Source organism: Amycolatopsis sp. NPDC051102 (genome assembly GCF_040682815.1).
Taxonomy (GTDB): domain Bacteria; phylum Actinomycetota; class Actinomycetes; order Mycobacteriales; family Pseudonocardiaceae; genus Amycolatopsis.
Genome location: NZ_JBFBBT010000030.1, coordinates 73,556 through 92,982, shown reverse-complemented (window position 1 = coordinate 92,982; position 19,427 = coordinate 73,556). Strand labels below are relative to the sequence as shown.

21 protein-coding genes are annotated in these 19,427 nt (G+C 73.4%); 7 read left to right on the top strand and 14 right to left on the bottom strand.

Annotated features, from left to right (window positions below; all coding sequences use genetic code 11):
• Together AB0M93_RS44380 and AB0M93_RS44375 are read left to right on the top strand one after the other, a co-directional pair.
• The coding region (locus tag AB0M93_RS44380; RefSeq protein WP_364277061.1) for a hypothetical protein at positions 1-96 on the top strand (96 nt) is incomplete at its 5' end.
• A 244-nt stretch (positions 97-340) separates the two neighbouring features.
• Positions 341-694, top strand: a complete 354-nt coding sequence (locus AB0M93_RS44375) for a VOC family protein (protein WP_364286099.1) — start codon at positions 341-343, stop codon at positions 692-694.
• Here AB0M93_RS44375 and AB0M93_RS44370 read toward each other — a convergent pair.
• The 6 genes from AB0M93_RS44370 to AB0M93_RS44345 are packed head-to-tail and all read right to left on the bottom strand — an operon-like array spanning position 691 to position 5,912.
• Complete coding sequence (locus tag AB0M93_RS44370) at positions 691-1,692, bottom strand: proline racemase family protein (protein ID WP_364286097.1); 1,002 nt, start codon at positions 1,690-1,692, stop codon at positions 691-693. The two genes, AB0M93_RS44375 and AB0M93_RS44370, sit on opposite strands and share 4 nt — an antisense overlap.
• Positions 1,693-2,604 (bottom strand): dihydrodipicolinate synthase family protein, encoded by a 912-nt coding sequence (locus AB0M93_RS44365; RefSeq protein ID WP_364286095.1) that lies wholly within the window; start codon positions 2,602-2,604, stop codon positions 1,693-1,695. It abuts the gene before it with no gap.
• Positions 2,601-3,887 (bottom strand): NAD(P)/FAD-dependent oxidoreductase, encoded by a 1,287-nt coding sequence (locus AB0M93_RS44360; protein WP_364286093.1) that lies wholly within the window; start codon positions 3,885-3,887, stop codon positions 2,601-2,603. The genes AB0M93_RS44365 and AB0M93_RS44360 overlap by 4 nt, the downstream gene beginning before the upstream one ends.
• A complete protein-coding gene (locus tag AB0M93_RS44355; RefSeq protein ID WP_364250740.1) occupies positions 3,884-4,147 on the bottom strand; it encodes a (2Fe-2S)-binding protein in 264 nt (87 codons plus the stop codon). Before AB0M93_RS44355 ends, AB0M93_RS44360 begins: the two co-directional genes overlap by 4 nt.
• The gene (locus AB0M93_RS44350) at positions 4,144-5,301 is read right to left on the bottom strand and encodes an FAD-dependent oxidoreductase (RefSeq protein WP_364286092.1); all 1,158 of its coding nucleotides are present in this window, start codon (positions 5,299-5,301) and stop codon (positions 4,144-4,146) included. The genes AB0M93_RS44355 and AB0M93_RS44350 overlap by 4 nt, the downstream gene beginning before the upstream one ends.
• Positions 5,302-5,342: 41 nt before the next feature.
• Positions 5,343-5,912, bottom strand: a complete 570-nt coding sequence (locus tag AB0M93_RS44345; RefSeq protein WP_364286107.1) for an XRE family transcriptional regulator — start codon at positions 5,910-5,912, stop codon at positions 5,343-5,345.
• Between the two features lie 108 nt (positions 5,913-6,020).
• Here AB0M93_RS44345 and AB0M93_RS44340 point away from each other — a divergent pair, with 108 nt between their 5' ends.
• On the top strand, positions 6,021-6,983 hold the full coding sequence (locus AB0M93_RS44340) for a methyltransferase (protein ID WP_364286090.1): 963 nt from the start codon (positions 6,021-6,023) through the stop codon (positions 6,981-6,983).
• Positions 6,984-7,352: 369 nt separating this feature from the next.
• Here the strand turns inward: AB0M93_RS44340 and AB0M93_RS44335 are convergent, their stop codons facing one another.
• Together AB0M93_RS44335 and AB0M93_RS44330 are read right to left on the bottom strand one after the other, a co-directional pair.
• Positions 7,353-7,649 carry a DUF1540 domain-containing protein gene (locus tag AB0M93_RS44335; RefSeq protein ID WP_364286088.1) on the bottom strand — a complete coding sequence of 99 codons (297 nt, stop codon included), beginning with the start codon at positions 7,647-7,649 and terminating at the stop codon, positions 7,353-7,355.
• Between the two features lie 146 nt (positions 7,650-7,795).
• Positions 7,796-9,817, bottom strand: coding sequence for a phosphocholine-specific phospholipase C (locus AB0M93_RS44330; protein WP_364286086.1), 2,022 nt, complete (start codon positions 9,815-9,817; stop codon positions 7,796-7,798).
• Between the two features lie 165 nt (positions 9,818-9,982).
• Here AB0M93_RS44330 and AB0M93_RS44325 point away from each other — a divergent pair, with 165 nt between their 5' ends.
• Positions 9,983-10,519 carry a MarR family transcriptional regulator gene (locus AB0M93_RS44325; RefSeq protein ID WP_364286084.1) on the top strand — a complete coding sequence of 179 codons (537 nt, stop codon included), beginning with the start codon at positions 9,983-9,985 and terminating at the stop codon, positions 10,517-10,519.
• Positions 10,516-10,914 carry a hypothetical protein gene (locus AB0M93_RS44320; protein ID WP_364286082.1) on the top strand — a complete coding sequence of 133 codons (399 nt, stop codon included), beginning with the start codon at positions 10,516-10,518 and terminating at the stop codon, positions 10,912-10,914. The genes AB0M93_RS44325 and AB0M93_RS44320 overlap by 4 nt, the downstream gene beginning before the upstream one ends.
• 233 nt (positions 10,915-11,147) lie before the next feature.
• Here the strand turns inward: AB0M93_RS44320 and AB0M93_RS44315 are convergent, their stop codons facing one another.
• Entirely contained in the window at positions 11,148-12,377 is a 1,230-nt protein-coding gene (locus AB0M93_RS44315) for an MFS transporter (protein WP_364286080.1), read from the bottom strand.
• A gap of 111 nt (positions 12,378-12,488) precedes the next feature.
• Here AB0M93_RS44315 and AB0M93_RS44310 point away from each other — a divergent pair, with 111 nt between their 5' ends.
• Positions 12,489-13,205, top strand: coding sequence for a helix-turn-helix transcriptional regulator (locus AB0M93_RS44310; protein WP_364286078.1), 717 nt, complete (start codon positions 12,489-12,491; stop codon positions 13,203-13,205).
• Here the strand turns inward: AB0M93_RS44310 and AB0M93_RS44305 are convergent.
• Genes AB0M93_RS44305 through AB0M93_RS44290 form a run of 4 tightly spaced genes read right to left on the bottom strand, consistent with a single transcriptional unit; the run spans position 13,182 to position 17,461 of the window.
• Positions 13,182-14,069 (bottom strand): aminoglycoside phosphotransferase family protein, encoded by an 888-nt coding sequence (locus AB0M93_RS44305; protein ID WP_364286076.1) that lies wholly within the window; start codon positions 14,067-14,069, stop codon positions 13,182-13,184. The genes AB0M93_RS44310 and AB0M93_RS44305 overlap by 24 nt on opposite strands.
• 40 nt (positions 14,070-14,109) lie before the next feature.
• A complete protein-coding gene (locus tag AB0M93_RS44300) occupies positions 14,110-14,850 on the bottom strand; it encodes a succinate dehydrogenase/fumarate reductase iron-sulfur subunit (protein WP_364286074.1) in 741 nt (246 codons plus the stop codon).
• Entirely contained in the window at positions 14,847-16,766 is a 1,920-nt protein-coding gene (locus AB0M93_RS44295; RefSeq protein ID WP_364286072.1) for a fumarate reductase/succinate dehydrogenase flavoprotein subunit, read from the bottom strand. The genes AB0M93_RS44300 and AB0M93_RS44295 overlap by 4 nt, the downstream gene beginning before the upstream one ends.
• Positions 16,766-17,461: a succinate dehydrogenase cytochrome b subunit gene (locus tag AB0M93_RS44290; protein WP_364286070.1), complete on the bottom strand. Its 696-nt coding sequence runs from the start codon at positions 17,459-17,461 to the stop codon at positions 16,766-16,768. Before AB0M93_RS44290 ends, AB0M93_RS44295 begins: the two co-directional genes overlap by 1 nt.
• A gap of 82 nt (positions 17,462-17,543) precedes the next feature.
• Here AB0M93_RS44290 and AB0M93_RS44285 point away from each other — a divergent pair, with 82 nt between their 5' ends.
• Positions 17,544-18,479 carry a LysR substrate-binding domain-containing protein gene (locus AB0M93_RS44285; RefSeq protein WP_364286068.1) on the top strand — a complete coding sequence of 312 codons (936 nt, stop codon included), beginning with the start codon at positions 17,544-17,546 and terminating at the stop codon, positions 18,477-18,479.
• Here AB0M93_RS44285 and AB0M93_RS44280 read toward each other — a convergent pair.
• On the bottom strand, positions 18,476-19,330 hold the full coding sequence (locus AB0M93_RS44280) for an LLM class F420-dependent oxidoreductase (protein ID WP_364286066.1): 855 nt from the start codon (positions 19,328-19,330) through the stop codon (positions 18,476-18,478). The two genes, AB0M93_RS44285 and AB0M93_RS44280, sit on opposite strands and share 4 nt — an antisense overlap.
• Positions 19,331-19,427 lie beyond the last annotated feature (97 nt).

Sequence of the window (19,427 nt, the reverse complement as noted above, 5' to 3'; positions counted from 1 at the left end):
ATCTCCTACCTCGTCTCCGCCTACTACTCCGCCGCCGTCCTCGTCCCCGACGCCCTCGCCGTCCTCGAAGCCGCCGAAATCGGCCGGGAGGAGTAAGCCGGGCCTGAAACTTTCGAATCGACCGCAATTCGAAACCTTCGTTGCACGCTTCACGGTTTCGTCCTGGCCTCCTCCTGCTTGCGGCCACGGTCATCGGCCTCGGCGGTGTCGTCACCTCGGCCACCGGCGCCGCCGCGGCGGTCGAAGACGACGGCGACCTGCACCGCCGGCTAGCGGCCGGGGTGGGCGACCTGCGTGTCGCCCACCCCGGCCGTGCCGTCGCGCTGGCAGGATCGCGCCCATGGAACGTGTGCTCGGCATCGGTGGGTACTTCATCCGCGCTTCGGACCCGGCTGCTCTCGGCGCCTGGTACCGGGACTGCCTCGGCCTCGACACCGACGAACACGGCAGCTGGCGGCAGGAAGCCGGCCCCACCGTCTTCGCGCCCTTCGAAGCCGGGACGGACTACTTCGGCTCGGCCACCCAGCAGACCATGCTCAACTTCCGGGTCCGCGACCTCGACGCCATGCTCGCCCAGCTGCGGGAACGTGGGGCCGACGTGGCCGGCGACGTCCAGGACATGGCCGGTGTCGGGCGGTTCGGGTGGGTCACCGATCCCGAAGGGAACCGGATCGAGCTCTGGCAGCCTGCCTAGAGCACGAACCCCGCCGGGAACGGGTCGGACGGATCGAGCAGGTAGGTGGCCGTGCCCGTGATCCACGCGCGGCCGGAGAACTCCGGGACGACCGCCGGCACGCCACCGACCGTCGTCTCTTCGACCAGCTCGCCCGTGAACGTCGTGCCGATGAACGACGAGTTCTCGAACGGCGTGTGCAGCGGCAGCTCGCCGCGGGCGTGCAGCTGGGCCATCCGGGCCGACGTGCCCGTGCCGCACGGCGACCGGTCGAACCAGCCGGGGTGGATGGCCATCGCGTTCCGCGACGCGCGGGCGTCCGAACCCGGGGCGAGGAACTGGACGTGCTTGCAGCCGCCGATCAGCGGGTCCGCCGGGTGCTGCGGCGGCCGCTGCTCGTTGATCGCGGCCATGATCGCCAGGCCCGCGGTCAGAATGCGGTCCTTCTCCGCCCGGTCGAACGGGATGTCCAGCCGGGACAGGTCCAGGATCGCGTAAAAGTTACCGCCGTAGGCGAGGTCGTAGCGGACGGAACCCAGGCCCGGCACGGATACCTCGGCGTCCCGCTCGGCGAGGAACGACGGGACGTTGCGCAGCTTCACCCGCTCGGCGCGTCCGTCGCGGACGGAGACCTCGGCGTGCACCAGCCCGGCCGGGGTGTCCAGGCGGACGACCGTCGTCGGCTCGGTCACCTCGACCATGCCCGTCTCCACCAGCACCGTGGCGACGCCGATCGTGCCGTGGCCGCACATCGGCAGGCAGCCCGACACCTCGATGTACACCACGCCCCAGTCGGCATCCTCGCGACACGGCGGCTGGAGGATCGCGCCGCTCATCGCGGAGTGGCCGCGCGGCTCGTTCATCAGGAACTGCCGCAGGTGGTCCAGGTGCGCCATGAAGTAGCGGCGGCGCTCGGCCATCGTGGCGCCGGGGATCGGGCCCACGCCGCCGGTCACCACCCGGGTCGGCATGCCCTCGGTGTGCGAGTCGACCGCCGTGATCGCGCGCGAGGACCGCATCTACGCCACCCCCAGCGCCGCGAGCGCGCGGCCCATGTCGGCGCGGACCTGCTCGCGGTGGGCGTCCGACAGCGGACCCCGCGGCGGGCGGCACGGCCCGCCGCGGCGGCCGACCATGTCCATCCCGAGCTTGATGGCCTGGACGAACTCGGTGCGCGAATCCCAGCGGAACGCCGCCACCAGCGGTTCGTAGAGCGCCCTGGCCTCCTCGAGCTTGCCCGCCGTGGCGAGTTCGAACAGGCGCGCCGACTCGGCCGGGAACACGTTGGGGAACCCGGCGAACCAGCCGGTGGCGCCCATCAGCAGGCTCTCCAGGACGACGTCGTCGGCGCCGCCGATCACGGCCAGCCCCGGTGCTCGCTCGCGGATCTCCAGCACCCGGCGGACGTCGCCGGAGAACTCCTTGACCGCCACGACGTTGTCGATCTGCGCGATCTCGGCCAGCAGGTCGGGCGTGAGGTCGACCTTGGTGTCCAGCGGGTTGTTGTAGACCATCACCGGCAGCCCGGCCGACGCGACCGCCTCGAAGTGGGCGAGCACCTCGCCGCGGTTGGCGCGGTAGAGCGTCGGCGGCAGGCACAGGACACCGTGCGCGCCGTCCTCGGCCGCTGCCTCGGCCCAGGCCCGCGCCTGGTGCGCGCCCGGGGCGTGCACGCCGACGACGACGATCCCGTCGGACCCGACGGCCTCGATCGCGGTGCGGGCAACGCGGCGGCGTTCCTCGTCGGTGAGCGAGGAGTACTCGCCGAGGGAGCCGTTCGGCCCGACGCCGCGGCAGCCGTTGCCGACGAGCCAGCGGCAGTGTTCGGCGTAGGCGTCGTAGTCGACGGCCAGCCCGGCAGGCGCGGCGTCATCGGCCCGGTAGGGCAGCGCGGCGGCGACGACCACGCCGCCGAGGTCGCGGGTGCTCATGCTGGGGTCTCCTTCGGATCGGCGAGCTCGCCCAAGCGGATCGGCTGGGCGATCGGACGGTGGTGACGCTCGGAGCCCCCGCACAGCGCGGCGACGGCGGCGCCGCACATCCGGCCCTGGCACGGCCCGAGCCCGGCACGGGTGCCGAGCTTGAGCGCGTGCGGACCGGGCCGGGCCGGGTCCGCGGCGGCGCTTTTCAGGTCGCCGTAGGTGGTTTCCTCGCAGCGGCAGACGACGGTGTCGTCGCGCAGCCAGCCGGGCCACGCGGCGCCGATCGGGTGGGCGGCGGCCAGCAGGCGGGCGAAGGCGCGGGTGCGGTCACGCCGTCCGAGCAGCGCTCGGCCCGGCGTCCTGCCGGCGGCGGCCCACCCGGCGACCGCGCCTTCCGCCGCGGCGGCGGCCGCACCGCCGATGCCGGTGAGCTCCCCCGCGGCGAACACCCCGCCGACGCTGGTGCGCTGGTCGCGGCCGACCCGGACGAACGGGCCGTCGAGGACGCAGCCGGCCGCGACGGCCAGCTCCGGTTGCGGCACGAAGCCGTGCCCGACGCAGAGGGCGTCGACTTCGCAGGTGCGTTCGGTGCCGGGCACGACCGACCAGTCGGCGCGGACGCGGGCGGTGACGGCTTCGCGGATCCGGTCGTCGCCGCGGGCCTCGATCACCGCCCGGCCCGTGCGGTACGGCACGCGGTGCCGGGCCAGCGTGCCCGCGTACCGGACCAGTTCGGCCGCTTTCCCGGCGTGGGCGGCCGCGCGCCACGACCATCCTTTGAGGACGGTGCGCACCGGGTTGGCCTCCAGGACGGCGAGTACCCCGGCGCCTACGTCCAGCAGGGACTCGGCGACCGGCAACAGGAACGGGCCGGCCCCGGCGACGAGCACCCGCCGTCCGGCGGCCACCCGGTCCCCCTTGGCCAGGGCCTGCGCGGCGCCCGCGCTGAAGACGCCGGGCAGCTGCCAGCCGGGGAAGGGCAGGACGCGGTCGTGCGCGCCGGTGGCCAGGACGAGCGCGTCGGGTTCGAGGGTGTGGCGACGCCGGCCCGTTCCGTCGGCCGGGCCGCACAGGACGTGGACCCGCTTGCCCTCCAGCGCCCAGACGGTGCTTTCCGGCCACCACCGGCACCGGTCGAGGGGCGGCTCGAACCGGTGCGCGGCTCCCCGGTGGTACTGCCCGCCGGGGACGTCCGCCTGGTCCAGGACGGTGACCTCGGCGCCGGCGGCGAGCGCGTGCTCGGCCGCCGCGAGCCCGGCGGGCCCCGCACCGACGATGACGACGTGCGTCACGCGCCCTCCTCCCGGGTCTGGGTCCGGATCTCGTCGCCGTCCGCGGCGCGGCGGCGGCAGGCGCGGACGTCGGCGACGCCGTTGACGGTGAGCAGGCAGTCGAAGCAGGCGCCGATCCCGCAGAAGACGCCGCGCGGCGCGCCGGACCGCGTGGTGCGCCAGGACAGCCGGCCGGCGGCGAGCAGCACGCCGGCGACGGTCTGCCCGGCGATCCCGGGCACGGCCTCGCCGTCGACGGTGATCTCGATCGGCTCGCTCACGCCAGCACCGCCGGACGGTCCACAGTGAACTCTTCCACCGGCATCGACGGCTCCTCGCCGGTCAGCAGTTCGCGCAGCAGCCGGGCGGTCCCGACGCTCAGGCCGATCCCCGCCCCTTCGTGACCCGTGGCGTGCCAAAGGTTTCCCAGTCGCGGGTCCTCGCCGAGCACCGGCAGGTGATCGTCCACATAGGGCCGGAAGCCACCGTACGCGCGCATCACCGCCGCGTCGGCCAGGGCCGGGAAGAGCCGGACCGCCTTGGCCGCGATCGCGCCCAGCACGTCCGGGCGGATCGTGTCGTCGAAGCCCACGCGGCGGCGGGACGAGCCGATCAGGATCGTCCCGCCCGCCGTCGACTCCACCACCGCCGACGTCTGCAGGTCGCCGCTGCCCGCGCCGACCGCGCCGACGTAGTCCGCGTCGTAGACCTTGTGCCGCACCACGCCCGGCATCGGCGTGGTCACCAGGACCTCGCCCCGGCGAGGGCGGACCGCGATCGGCGCCCCGAGGCGGGCCGACACCAGCCCCGACCACGGTCCGGCCGCGTTCACCACGACGTCCGCTTCGACGACTTCGCCCGGCACGCGCACGCCGGTGATCCGGCCGCCCTGGGTCCGGGCCCCGGTGACCTCGGCTTCGGTGCGCAGCCGGGCGCCGTGGTGGAGCGCCGAACCCAGCAGGGCCAGCGCGGCGCCGGCCGGCTGGACCTGGGCGTCCTCCGGGTAGCGGACCGCGGCGGTCACCTCGCGGGTGAGCGCGGGTTCGGCCGCCGCGACGGCCGCCGCGTCGAGCAGTTCGGTGCGGACCCCGGCCGCGGCCTGCGTCTCGGCGAAGGCGAGGAGCACGGCGGCGCCGGCTTCGGTGGTGGCGACGACGATGCCGCCCTTCGGGTCGTACTCCGTAGCGGCCGCCGCGCGCGGCTCGACCTCGGCCATCAGCCGCGGCCACAGCCGGGCGGACAGCTGTGCGAGCGCGAGCTCCGCGCCCGGGCCCTTGTCGGAGACAAGGATGTTGCCTTCGCCGTGCGACGTCGTGCCGCCCGCGGGTCGGCCTCGGTCGAGAACCAGGACGTCGAAGCCGGCCAGGGTGAGTTCCCTGGCGCACGCGGCGCCGACGATGCCGGCGCCGATCACCACCACCCGCGTTCGGTTCATCGACCCTCCAGCGTTCGGTATAGCGAACGAACAGGCTGGTGTCAATCCTGCAGGACGGGGTGCGGCCGGCCGTCGAGCCGTTCGTCCGCGCGGTACTGCAGCAGGAGCACCGACTGCACGGGAGCGGCGAGGGCGACGTAGCTGTGCGGCTCGCGGGCGTCGAACGCGACGTAGTCGCCGGGCCCGAGGTCGACGGTCCGGCCGGCCACCTCGACGCGCAGCTCCCCCGTCTGCACCACGGTGTGCTCGACGCCGACGTGCCCCTGCGACCGCTGCGGCGCGTCGCCGCGGACCGTCTGGTCGTACACCTCGAAGACGCTGTTTTCCGCTTCGATGCGGCGAAGCGGCCGCAGGTCGACGCCTTCGCCGCGGAGCACCTCGACGTCGGCCGCCCGGACGACGGTCAGGCCGCCGCGCGGCCGGTGGTCGAGCAGGTCGGAGATCGCCACCTCGAGGACTCGCGACAGGCTGAACACGGTCTCGATGGTCGGGTTGCCGGTGCCGCCTTCGAGCTGCGACAGCGTCGCCTTGCCGATGCCCGAGCGCCGGGACAGCTCCGACAGCGACAGGCCGCGCGCCGCCCGGGCCGCGCGGAGGTTCACCGCCAGCATGTCGCGGATCGACGGACCGCCGTCGTCGTTCGGTAAAGCGTCCACCAGTGGCGCCCTTCGTTCGGTTTGCCGATCGACCCCGGGCCATGATGTCACTACGCTGGCCGGATGGACCAGTCGATCCTCGCCATGGCGGACCTGGCGACGCCCATGGCCATCCGGGTGGCGGCGACACTCGGCCTGGGGGACCACGCGGGCACCGCCGCCGAGCTCGCGTCCGGAACCGGCACGTCTCCCGCGGCGCTGACCTGCCTGCTCGATCACCTGGTCACGGCCGGGGTGTTCGCGTTCGACGCGGAGTCAGGGAGCTACCGGCCCACGGACCTCGGCGCGCAGCTGCGCACGGAAGACGCCAAGGTGCTGCTCGACATCAACCGCGCCGGCGGGCGCGCGGAACTGGCGTTCACCGACCTGCTGGGCACGATCACCACGGGCGAGCCGGCGTACGAACGCCGGTACGGGCGCGGGTTCTGGGCGGACATCGACGCCGAGCCGCGGTTGCGGCGCTCGTTCGACGCGCAGATGGGCTGGCGGTTCCGGGTGCAGGCGCCGCAGATCGCCGAGCGGTTCGAGTGGGGCAGGTTCCCCCGGATCGTCGACGTCGGCGGGGGCGACGGCCTGCTGCTCGCGGAGATCCTGCGCGCGCATCCCGCGGTCCGCGGCGAGGTGCTGGACCTGGCCCCCTCGGCGACGGCGGCGGCGGCCCGGTTCGCGGCGGCCGGGTTCGGCGACCGGGCGAGCGCGGTGGCGGGGAGTTTCTTCGACCCGCTGCCGCCGGGCGCGGACGCGTACGTGCTGTCGGACATCCTGCACGACTGGGACGACGACCACGCCCGCCGGATCCTGGCGAGCTGCCGCGAGGCCGCGGCGCCGGCGGGAACGGTGGTGGTGATCGAGCCGCTGCGCCAGGGAGCGGGCACGGCGATCGATTTGTTCATGCTGATGTGCTTCGGCGGCCGGGAACGGACGGTGGCCGAGCTGGAGGCGTTGGCGGCGGAGTGCGGCCTGGCGCCGCGCGGGACGGCGGCGGTGTCCGACGGACGGACGGCACTGGAGTTCGCGGTGGCGTGACGGCTGGTTGTGGACCGCTCGCCGGCACGCTTCCGTTGCCATCGAACGAATTCGCGCGCCGGTAGCCGAGAAGCGGCCCGGGGCTCCTCCGCAGCCCAGCCGCCTACGCGACGGCCGGGCCAAGGTGCGCGGTGCGCGATCAGCACACCTGCGCCGCCACCAACCAAATACGCGCGCCAACAGCCGAAAGCGCCCGGGCCCGGGCCGCTGAGCGGCGGCCGGGCCGAGGTGCGCGGTGCGTGCCACCGGCCGAACCCCACTCGCCGACAGCCGCCAGGTCCACCTCGCCGTCAGCGCGGCCGAACCCGACCGCCGCAGGCCGCCCGGGAGCCTCGCGGCCTGACCCCGCCGCGAGGCTCCCCGGCTTCCCTACTTCGTGTACGTCAGGCAGTTGGCCGCGTGGCCGCCCTCCCCCGGGCCGACCCGGATGCTCGAGGCCGTGCACTCCAGCGCCGAATTGTGGCGGCAGTCCGCTCGGGAGCACGCTCCTACCTGGGCCACCACCCGGTCCAGGCCGCCCTTCGTGTTCAGCGGGACGAACGTGCCGCAGTCCGCCGAACCGTTGTCGCCGCCTACCGTGATCGCGAACGCGTGGCAGCCGTCGTGGTTGTAGGAACAGCCGCTCACCGTGCACTCGTGCACCGCCGGCATTTCTGTCGTGGTCATCCGCACTCCTGGTTCCGTGGTGGGAAAGCAGTCGATCTCCCGACGCTCCCACCGCGGCCGCGGCCCCGCAACGCGCGGGGACGCGGCCGGGTGAACCTCCGGGCACGGCCGGGTGACAACGGCGCCCGATCGGGAGCGGATCCCGCTCAGTGCGAAATGATGTTCGGGTCGCTCGTGCTCGGCCGGCCCGTCTCGAGGTGGCCCGCCACCCGGCGCAGGAAACGCGGGTCGTGGTCCGAACCGACCGAAACGTCGTACCAGTTGCCGCTGCGCCGCGTCTCCACCACCTCGACCACGCGCGCGCCCGGACGCAGCACGCGGGTCGTCGAGCAGCGGCCGTAGGCGTCCGTCAACGTCAGCCGCACCGCCGCCGGGCCGTTGTTCGTCAGGACCAGCGACAGGTTCCCGCTGCGGCCGTCCGGCCGCACGCTCACCTCGGGGCCGGCCGCGGCGGCGCCGCGGAACTGCCGGACGAACCCGTTCGGGCCGTAAGCCGTGTAGTCGTAGCCGCCGGACACCGGCAGCGTCGCCGTGAGCGAGCGGCCGGCGCCCGCCGTGTACGTCCGCGGCTCGCCGCCCGGCGACGTCACGTAGAACGTCGCGCCCGCGCGGCCCTGGTTGGCGAACGTCAGGTGCAGGCCGTCCGGTGCCGTCCGGGCGTCCGCGGCCAGGTCGTACGGCAGGGCGCGGGCCGGGCGCTGCCCCGGCTCCTGCTTCGGCAGCACCGCGCGGGCCGGGACCGCGGGCACGTAGTCCGGGTGACGCTCGCGGTCGGGCGGGAGGTAGCCGGCCGTGTCCGGCAGCGCCGGGACCGCGGTGTCGGTGCGCGCGAAGTCGAACGCCGAGGTCAGGTCACCGCACACCGAGCGGCGCCAGGCCGTGATGTTCGGTTCGTGCACGCCGAACCGGCGTTCCATGAACCGGATGATCGACGTGTGGTCGAACGTCTCCGAGCACACCCAGCCGCCCTTGCTCCACGGCGACACCACCAGCATCGGCACGCGCTGGCCGAGCCCGTACGGGCCGGCCGGGTTCGACGCCGAGCCCGCGTAGATCTCCCCGTTCGTGTCCACAGTGGACTGGCCGGCCGTCGCGTACGGCGGGACGACGTGGTCGAAGAAGCCGTCGTTCTCGTCGTAGGTGATGAACAGCGCGGTCTTGCTCCACACCTCGGGGTTCGCGGTGAGCGCGTCCAGCACCTGCGCGATGTACCAGGCGCCGTAGTTCACCGGCCAGTTCGGGTGCTCGCAGAACGCTTCCGGGGCGGTGATCCACGAAACCTGCGGCAGCTTGCCGGCCTTGACGTCGGCGCGAAGCCGGTCGAAGTAGCCCTCGCCCGCCTTCGCGTTCGTGCCGGTGCGGGCCTTCTCGTACAGGGCGTCGCCGGGCTTGGCGTTGCGGTAGGAGTCGAAGTACAGCAGCGAGTTGTCGCCGTAGTTGCCGCGGTAGGCGTCGTCGATCCAGCCCCAGCCGCCGGCGGCGTCGAGGCCGTCGCCGATGTCCTGGTAGATCTTCCAGGACACGCCCGCCTGCTCGAGCCGCTCGGGGTAGGTCGTCCAGGAATAGCCCTTTTCGTCGTTGCCGAGGACCGGTCCGCCGCCCTTGCCGTCGTTGCCCGTGTAGCCGGTCCACATGTAGTAGCGGTTCGGGTCGGTCGAGCCCATGAACGAGCAGTGGTAGGCGTCGCAGATGGTGAACGAGTCGGCGAGGGCGTAGTGGAACGGGATGTCCTCGCGGGTCAGGTACGCCATCGTGGTCGAGCCCTTGGCGGGCACCCACTTGTCGTACTTGCCGCCGTTCCACGCCGCGTGCGTGTCCTTCCAGCCGTGCGGGAGGTCCTGGATGAACTGCAGGCCCAGGTTGTCCGCTTCGGGGCGGAACGGCAGGATGTCGCGCTTGCCGTCCGACTGCGCCCAGACGGACTTGCCGTTCGCCAGCGTCACCGGGCGCGGGTCGCCGAAGCCGCGGACGCCGCGCAGCGTGCCGAAGTAGTGGTCGAACGACCGGTTCTCCTGCATCAGCACCACGATGTGCTCGACGTCCCGCAGCGTCCCGGTGCGGTGGAAGGCGGGGATCTCCGCCGCGCGGGCGATGCTGGTGGACAGCGCGGAAAGGGCGGCGGTACCGCCGGCCAGCTGCAGAAAACGTCGTCGGTTGACGTCCGTCATGGGGACTCCGGGGGTGTCGTGGTGGCGAGCCGGGTCAGTATGGGCGGCGAAGAGCGAACCTGTCCCGGGACCGAGGCTAACGCCGGGCGAAAGCCTGGTTAACGCCTGCGAGCGGACAGGCCGTTGACAGAGATATGGAAGTACGTACTAATGTAGTACTTCACTATGAACGACGTACCCAATCTCGCCCGCGACCCCGACGACCGGCTCTACTCCCCCGACGTCCGCAGCGCGCTGGCCGGGTTCACCCTCGGCGAGGACACCGGCGTGCTGGAAGCCGCCGCGGCCGTCCGCACCGCCGCCCGGAGCCTGGACCAGCTGCGCTCCCACGGCACCGACAGCCGCGGGCTCAGCCCCGGCGCCCTCGACATCCTGATCCGGCTCGGCACCGGCGGCTCGAACGTCAAGGACCTCGCCGCCTCCGCCGGGGTGAGCTCCCGGAACGTGACCGGCCTGGTCGACACCCTGGAACGGGCCGGGTTCGCCGAGCGGGTCCCCGACCCGCGCGACCGGCGGTCCGTGCTGGTCCGGATCACTGCCGGCGGCCGGACCTGGCTCGAGGAGTTCCGGCGGCCGTCGCAGCTGGCGATGGCCGCGCTCTTCCGCGGGTTCACCGACGCCGAGACGACGCAGCTGCGGCACCTGTGCCTGCGGCTGGTGGAAAACCAGCACCACCTCGCCCGCTACCTGGAGGACCGATGACCGACCGGACCCGCGAAACCGTCCGCGCCTACCACCGGGCCCGCTTCGACGGCGACGTGACCGCCGCGGCCGCGCAGCTGGCCGCCACGTTCACCTTCCGCAGCCCGCTGCTCTCCGCCACCGACGCGCGCGGCCACCTCGACGGGCTGGCCGCCTTCGTCGGGATCGTCACCGGGGTCGACCTGATCAGCGAGCTCTACGGCGAGTCGGAAGCCACGCTCGTCTACGACGTGCACACCGCCACACCGGTCGGCACCCAGCACACGGCCGAGCACTTCCGGTTGCGGGACGGGAAGATCGAGGCCATTTCCCTGATCTTCGACGCGACGCGCTGGCACCCGCTGATGGCAGCGGTGGCCCGTCCGGACACCCGGGTTGTGGAGACCACGGGCTGAGCTCGGACACCGGGCGGGCACCGCCGCACCCGATGTTCCCGCGGCAGACGGGGATAAACGGTCCCGCTTCCGCCCGGCGGAGGTCCGAGGGGGGTCGACCTGCGAGCGGAAGCGGGAGTTCGAGGCCGGTACGGGGGTCGCCTCGCGGCGAAAGGCACAACACGGCTCCGTCGTGACAGGTATTCCGTGAAGGCAAGGGGTGAGGCCCGGGGACACCGCCGTACCGACACCCATTACAACGTCGGGCCACCGCCGGTGTTCCGGCCGGCGGGCGTGACGTGCGTCGCTCGGCCGGCCGGCTCGCGCGTGCGGACCGCCCAGCGGGTCAACGCCGGCACGGGAGCGACGGCGGCGAGGAACACCAGTGCCACCAGCAGCCACCCCAGGCCGCCGAGGCCGCCCACCGCGAGCGTGAACACGCCGGGACCCAGCATCTGCACGGTCGCCGTGGCCGCTTCGGTGACGCCTTGGTAGGCGCCCTTGGCGTCTTCGCGCATCAGGCGCACCGAAAGGCCCCAGTTGGCGGCCACGTAGCCCAGCTCCCCCACGATGTGCAGCAGCGCGGCCAGCACCACGACGGTGACCGCGCCCGCGCCGGCGCCCCCGGACGTCGTGGCCAGCAGCACGCAGCTCGCGGCGAGCACGACGCCGGACACCACCGCCGTCCGCGCGGCCTGGGCCGTCGTGCGCGCGAACCGCGCGAACGGCACCTGGAACACCGCGATGCCCACCGAACTCAACACGACCACGACCCCGCCCAGCCCCAGCGGGAGCCGCGTCCAGTCCGCCAGCCACAGCGGCAGCCCGGCCGACAACATGGCCCAGCACAGGGAAAGCACCGCCGTGGCCGCGACGACGGCCAGGTACGGCCGGTCGCCGAGCACCGCCCGGACCGCCGGGCGGTCCGCCGGCCGCGCGGCGGGCGCGGGCACCCGCAGCGTCGCGACGGCGAGCACGAGGAAGCTCACGGAGTTGACGACGATCGCCAAGGTGTACGCCCACCGCGCGTCGGCCGTCAGGACGAGCGCGCCGAGGCCGGCTCCGACGGCGTACCCGACGTGCTGGGCGACCCGTTGCTGCGCCAGCACGCGCACCCGGTGCGCGGGCTCGGTGACCAGGCCGGTGATCAGCGCCGTCCGCACCGCGGTGCCGCCGGTCGCCAAGGCGGTGAACGGGATCGTCACGGCCACGAACGACCAGGTGCCGCCGACCGCCAGGTAGGCGGCCATCGCGGCGCCCCGCACGAGCGTGAGCACGATTAGCACCGGCCGCGCGCCGGCCCGGTCGGCCAGCGCGCCCAGCGGCACCGCGGCGGCCATGCCCGCCGCGCTCGCCACCGCGAGCCCCACGCCGACCGTGACCGGCGGGATGCCGGCGATCCGGGTGAAGTACAGCGCCCAGATGGTGAACCACAGGCCGTCGCCGAGGGCGGACACCCCGCGGCCCCAGAGCAGACTTCGCATGCAACCACCCTTCACGGAGACGTGAATGGTAAGCATGGTGCGCGCCGACGCGCAACGATCGTTCAGCGTCCCATGAAGCGTGTTAGGCTCGCCGTGCGGAAGGGACGGGTGATGGGCGGACTGGTCGAGGCGGGCAACGCCGTCCAGGGCGCGATCGTCGAGCTGACGCGCGAGCTCGCCGATCCGGTGCGGCTCACGGCCCTGCAGGTGCTGGCCGCCGAGGGCCCGCACACGATGGTGCAGCTGGCCGACGCCCTCGGCGTCACGGCGCCGCGGCTGGGCAACCACCTGGCCCGGCTGCGGGCGGCCGGGCTGGTGACCGTCGAACACGCCGGACGGCACGCGCTGTACCGCGTCGGCCGCGATGACCTCCTGCCCGTGCTCACGGCTCTCGCGCACTACGCGGGCAACGACACCATCGCCCCGCCGGACCGCGCCGAGTCGGGCGCGGACATCGCCCACACCTGCTACGACCACGCAGCCGGACGGCTCGGCGTCGCGGTGTTCGCCCTGCTGGTCGAGCGCGGCGCGGTGCGGCCACCGGACGGGTCGGCGCCGGAGGTGTCGCTCGGCGAGGACCTTTCGGCGTTCCACGACCTCGGTGTGACGCCGTCGGAGGTGGATCCCGGCCGCCGTCGCCCGGCCACCGCCTGCCTGGACCGCACCCACCGGGTTCCGCACCTGGGCGGTGTCCTGGGGCACGAGGTGCTGGCCGCGTTCCTCGCCGACGGCCTCGTCCGCCGGGGTGCCGGCGACCGGGAGCTGCAGATCACCGCGCGCGGCCGCCGCCGGTTCGCCGCGCTGCTACCGGGATTCGCTCCGGCCTGAGTACTCGGCGAAGATCTCGGCCAGCACCCGGCGCGCGTCCGGATCGGGCTTCTGCGCGCACGTGATCAGCGTCTTCCACAGCGCCCAGCCCCGCCCGCGCGCCCACGTCGCCTCGTCGAGGGACAGCCGCTCGCGGAACGCCTCGCGCCCTTCGGCGGTCAGCAGCGTCCACGCGATCGCCGTGTCGCACGCCGGGTCGCCGACCCCGCACGTCCCGAAGTCGATGACCGCCGCCAGCCGGCCGTCGCCGAGCAGGAGGTTGCCGGGCGCGACGTCGCCGTGGAACCAGCGGTCCACCCCGTCCCAGTGCGCGTCCAGTGCGGTCTGCCAGATCTCGCGGGCCCGCCCGGTGTCGACTTGACCGTCGAGGGTCGTGAGCGCACGCTCGACCGATCCGGCGTAGGTGCGCAGACCCGCGCCGCGGAACCAGTTGTGGAGCCCCGGCTGCGGGCCCTCGGCCGCATCGACGCTCTGCAACGCGGCCAGGTCGACGGCGAAACCGACGGGGTCGGCCACACCTTCCGCGCTCGCCGGCTCGCCGGGCAGCCACGGGTAAACCGACCACTCGAAGGGATAGCCGGCGTCAGGCCGCCCCGCCGCCAAGGGCGCCGGGACAGGCAGCGGCAGCCGTGGAGCGAGCTCCGGCAGCCACCGGTGTTCCTTGCCGACCGCCAGGGCGTACTCGGCCGCGCTGGGCAGGCGGACCACCAGGGCGTCGCCGAGGTGGAAGGTGAAGTTGTCCCACCCGCCACGGGCCACGGGCCGGACGGGGAGGTCCGCCCACTGCGGGAACTGGCCGGCGACGAGCCGGCGCACCTGCCCGGCGTCGACGGTGATGCGCTGCGGGCGCGGGAGGTCGGGCACGCTCCGAGTCAACCCCGCGCGGCGCCCGCGGCGCCACCGGTTATCGGGCCCGGGTAGCCGCGAGGAACTCCCGGTTGAGCGTGGTGATGCTGGCGAACGGGATGCCCTTCGGGCAGGACGCCACGCACTCGCCGGTGTTGGTGCAGCCGCCGAAGCCCTCGGCGTCCATCGCCTCGACCATGTCGAGCACCCGCCGCGCGCGTTCGGGACCGCCCTGCGGCAGCAGGCTCAGGTGGGTCACCTTCGCCGCCGTGAAGAGCGTCGCGGAGCCGTTCGGGCACGCCGCCACGCAGGCGCCGCAGCCGATGCACGTCGCGTTGTCGAACGCCAGGTCCGCGTCCGGCTTGGGGACCGGGGTCGCGTGGGCGTCCGGGGCGCTGCCGGTCGGCGCGCTGACGTACCCGCCGGCCTGGACGATCCGGTCGAGCGCCGACCGGTCGACCACCAGGTCCTTGATCACCGGGAACCCCTTGGCGCGCCACGGTTCCACGTCGACGACGTCGCCGTCGGCGAAGGAGCGCAGGTGCAGCTGGCACGACGTCGTGCGTTCGGGCCCGTGCGCCTGTCCGTTGATCACGACGCCGCAGGAGCCGCAGATGCCCTCGCGGCAGTCGTGGTCGAACGCCACCGGCTCCTCGCCGGCGGCGATCAGCTCCTGGTTCAGCACGTCGAGCAGTTCGAGGAAGGACATGTCCGGGCTGACGCCGTCGACCGGGTAGGCGACCAGCCGGCCTTCGGCGGCCGGCCCGGCCTGCCGCCAGACGCGGACGGTGAGTTTCACGTGTAGCTCCGTTGGGTCGGGTGGACGTGCTCGAAGACCAGTTCCTCGCGGTGCAGCACCGGCGGGCTGCCGTACTCCCACGCGGCGACGTGGGCGAAGTTCTCGTCGTCCCGCAGGGCTTCGCCCTCCGGGGTCCGGTGTTCCTCGCGGAAGTGGCCGCCGCAGGACTCCTCGCGGGCGAGTGCGTCGAGGAGCATCAGCTCGGCCAGCTCGAGGAAGTCCGCGACGCGGTTCGCCTTCTCCAGCTCCTGGTTGAACTCCCGGCCGCCGGGGATCCGGACGTCGCGCCAGAACTCGGCGCGCAGCTCCGGCACCCGGTCCAGCGCCTTGCGCAGGCCTTCGCGCGTGCGGGACATCCCGCAGTGGTCCCACATCAGCAGGCCCAGCTCCCGGTGGAACGAGTCCACCGAACGCGTTCCGCCGACGGTCAGCAGCCGGTCGATCCGGGCGCGGACCTCGGCCTCGACCCGCGCGACTTCGCCGGTACCGACGTCGCCGAGCCGCGTGCCACCGAGGTAGTCGTTCAGCGTCGCCGGCAGCACGAAGTAGCCGTCCGCGAGGCCCTGCATGAGGGCCGACGCGCCGAGCCGGTTCGCGCCGTGATCGGAGAAGTTCGCCTCGCCGATCACGAACAGGCCGGGGATCGTGCTCTGCAGGTCGTAGTCCACCCACAGCCCGCCCATCGTGTAGTGGATGGCCGGGTAGATCCGCATCGGCACGGTGTAGGGGTCCTCCGCGGTGATGCGCTGGTACATGTCGAAGAGGTTGCCGTAGCGGGCTTCGATCGCCGGACGCCCCAGCCGCGCGATCGCGTCGGCGAAGTCGAGGTAGACGCCCAGGCCGCCGGGGCCGACGCCGAGCCCGGCGTCGCAGACGTTCTTCGCCGCGCGCGAAGCGATGTCCCGCGGCACGAGGTTGCCGAAGCTCGGGTACAGGCGTTCGAGGTAGTAGTCGCGTTCGTCCTCGGGGATCTCCCCCGGCGGCCGCGGGTCACCCGCGCGCTTCGGCACCCAGATCCGGCCGTCGTTGCGCAGCGACTCGCTCATCAGCGTCAGCTTCGACTGGTGCTCGCCCGAGCGCGGGATGCACGTCGGGTGGATCTGGGTGAAGCACGGGTTCGCGAAGTAGGCACCGCGCTTGTGCGCCCGCCAGATCGCCGAGGCGTTGGAGCCCTTCGCGTTGGTCGAAAGGTAGAAGACGTTGCCGTAACCGCCGGTCGCGAGCACGACGGCGTCCGCGAGGTGCGTGGTGATCTCGCCGGTGACGAGGTCGCGCGCGACGATGCCGCGGGCGCGGCCGCCGGACACGACGAGGTCGAGCATCTCCGTGCGCGCGTGCAGTTCCACGTTCCCGGCGTCGATCTGCCGGGACAGCGCCTGGTACGCGCCGATCAGCAGCTGCTGGCCCGTCTGGCCGCGCGCGTAGAACGTCCGCTGCACCTGCACCCCGCCGAAGGACCGGGTGTCGAGCAGGCCGCCGTACTCCCGGGCGAACGGCACGCCCTGGGCCACGGCCTGGTCGATGATCTGCGCCGACACCTGGGCCAGCCGGTACACATTGGACTCCCGCGCCCGGAAGTCGCCGCCCTTGACCGTGTCGTGGAAGAGCCGGTACACCGAGTCGCCGTCGTTGCGGTAGTTCTTCGCGGCGTTGATGCCGCCCTGGGCCGCGACGGAGTGCGCGCGCCGCGGCGAGTCCTGGAAGCAGAACTGCACGACGTGGTAGCCCTGCTCGGCCAGCGTCGCCCCGGCCGAGCCGCCGGCCAGCCCGGTGCCCACGACGATCACCCGGTGCCGGCGCCGGTTCGCCGGGTTCACCAGTTTCGCGGCGAACTTCCGTTCGTCCCACCGGTTTTCCAGGGGGACGGCGGGGGCCTTGGTGTCGGCGATCGGGTCGCCCACGCGGTAATCGGACATCAGTGCACCAGTCCCGTCATGATGGCGACCGGGACGAGGGCGTAGCCGCCCGCGACCACGACCGCCGTCGTGCTGCCGAGGATCTTGATCGCCCGCTCCCGCTTCGCGCCCGCGACACCCAGCGTGCGTGCGGCGCTCGCGAAGCCGTGGTGGATGTGCAGCCCCAGCATGGCCAGGGCGAGCAGGTAGATCAGGTTCACCCACCAGACCTGGAAGTCGGCGACGAGGTTGTGGTACGGGTCGCCGGGGACGAAGCCGCGGTTCACCGTGCCGACGGTGAAGTCGAGGATGTGCCAGACGAGGAACACCGCCAGGGTCGCGCCGCCCCAGCGCATGGTCCGCACGGCGAAGGTCGCGCGGACGGGCCGCCGGTGGACGTACCGGACCGGGCGGGCCCGCAGGTCGCGCCGGGCCAGCTGCACCGCCGCGGTGACGTGCAGGACCAGCGCGGCGAGCAGGACCGCGCGCTGCAGCCAGAGGAACCACTCGCGGCGCAGCACCGGTTCGCCGATCGTGCGCAGCCAGCCCGCGTAGTGGTTGAGCTCGGCCGCGCCCAGGAACGTCTTCAGGTTGCCGACCATGTGCGCGAACACGAAGGCGAGCAGGAGCAGGCCGCTCACCGCCATCACGGCCTTCTTGCCGATGGTCGACGCCCAGAAGCGCCGCAGCGGCGCGGGTGCGAGGTCAGTTGCCACCCGACCGACGGTAGGAGCGCGTTCACCAGAGGTCAAAGACATGATAACTCTGTTGTCGATAGCCTTGGACTATGGTGAGCGGGTGCAGTTCCACCAGCTCGCCTACTTCGTCGCCGTGGCCGAACACCGGCACTTCACCCGCGCCGCCGAGCAGATGCGCGTCGCCCAGCCGTCGCTGTCGCAGCAGATCCGCGCCCTCGAACACGACCTGGGCGCGCCGCTGTTCCACCGGATCCGCGGCAACGTCTCGCTCACCGAAGCCGGCGAAACCCTGCTGCCGATCGCGCGCCGGATCCTCGCGGAGACCGAGACCGCCCGGCTGGCCATCCGGGAACTGGACGAGCTGGACCGCGGCCGCGTCCGGCTGGGCGCGCCGCCGAGCCTGTGCACGGGCCTGCTGCCCGCGATGCTCGCGGCGTTCCGCCGCCGGTACCCGGGCATCCGGCTGGAGCTGCACGAAAGCGGCTCGGGCGACCTGCGGCAGCGGCTCGCCGAAGGCGCGCTGGACCTGGCGCTGCTGGCGGGCACCCGGACGGCGGCCGACGCCGGCCTGACGGCGACGCCGCTGCTGCTGGAGGAGCTGGTGGTGATCTCCCCCGCCGACGCCCCGGTCGCGGGCGACCGGCTCGGCATCGAGGAGCTCGCCGACGTCCCGCTGGTGATGTTCCGCCGCGGCTACGACGTCCGCGAGGCCACCGTCAACGCGTGCCGCGCCGCGGGGTTCGAACCGTCGTTCGCGATCGAAGGCGGCGAGATGGACGCGGTCCTGGAGCTGGTGCGCGCGGGAGTGGGCGCGGCGGTGGTCCCGCGCACGGTGGCCGGCGACCGGTTCCCGGTGACCCGGTTCGCGCCGGGCGCCGGGATGACCCGCGTGGTGCAGCTGGCCCACCGCGCCGACGTCGAACCCACCCGGGCGGTGCGCGCGCTGCGGACCGCCATCGTGGGGTCCGTGGCCGACCCGGCCCGGCGGGCGAGCCTGCCGCCGGGCATCGAGTCCCTTGTGGACGGAGCCGGTTAACCGAGGCCGAACCGCGCCGCGAACGCCGCCATCTCCGCCCGCCGGCGCGCGGGCTCCGCCGTGGTCGTCGTGACGACCAGGCGGGTCACGCCCTGCGCGGCCAGCTCTTCGACGTCCGATGTGGACACATCGAGCGACCCCCACCGCGTGTACTGCAAGGCTTCCGGGTCGCGGCCCGCCTCCTTCGCCGTCGTCCGGGCCAGGTCGAACTGGCGGCGGCGCTCCTCCGGCGTCAGCCTGCCGCCGGGGAAGTAGCCGTCGCCGCGCAGGCCCGCCCGGCGCGCCGCCGCCGTGCTCGACCCGCCGACGTGGATCGGCAGCTCGCGCGCGGACAGGGGTTTCGGAAAGCTGCAGACGTCTTCGAAGGAGAAGAACTCGCCGTCGAAGGAGACGCCCTCCTCGCCGCCCGCCCACAGCAGGCGCAGGACGTCGATCGCCTCGTCGGCGCGGCGGCCGCGGGTCGCGAACTCGACGCCCGCCGCGCGAGCCTCGCCGGGCAGCGCGCCGACGCCCACGGTGAGCAGCCGCATGCGCCCGCCGGAGAGCACATCGATCGTCGCCAGCCGCTTGGCCAGCACCACCGGGTGGTGGTACGGCAGCAGCAGCACGCCGGTGCCCAGCAGGATGCGGCCGGTGACCGCCGCGACGAAACTCAGGCACTCCAGCGGATCGGGGTACGGCAGCGACGGCGGCAGCTCCATCGGCCCGACCCGGGCGCCGGGGTACAGCGCGACGTGCTCCGGCAGGTACAACGACTCGAACCCGCACTCCTCCGCATCGCGGGCGAACCCGGCGAGCGTGCCGGGGTCGGTCCCGAAAACCGGCGTGCTGTAGCTGATTCCGAACTTCACGCCCCGAAGCTAGACGTTGCCGTGCACGTCAAGGCAACACTCGGGGTGTCCCGCGATCGGGCGGACCCGGGTTTTGACCGCCGTCCACCGGGGAACG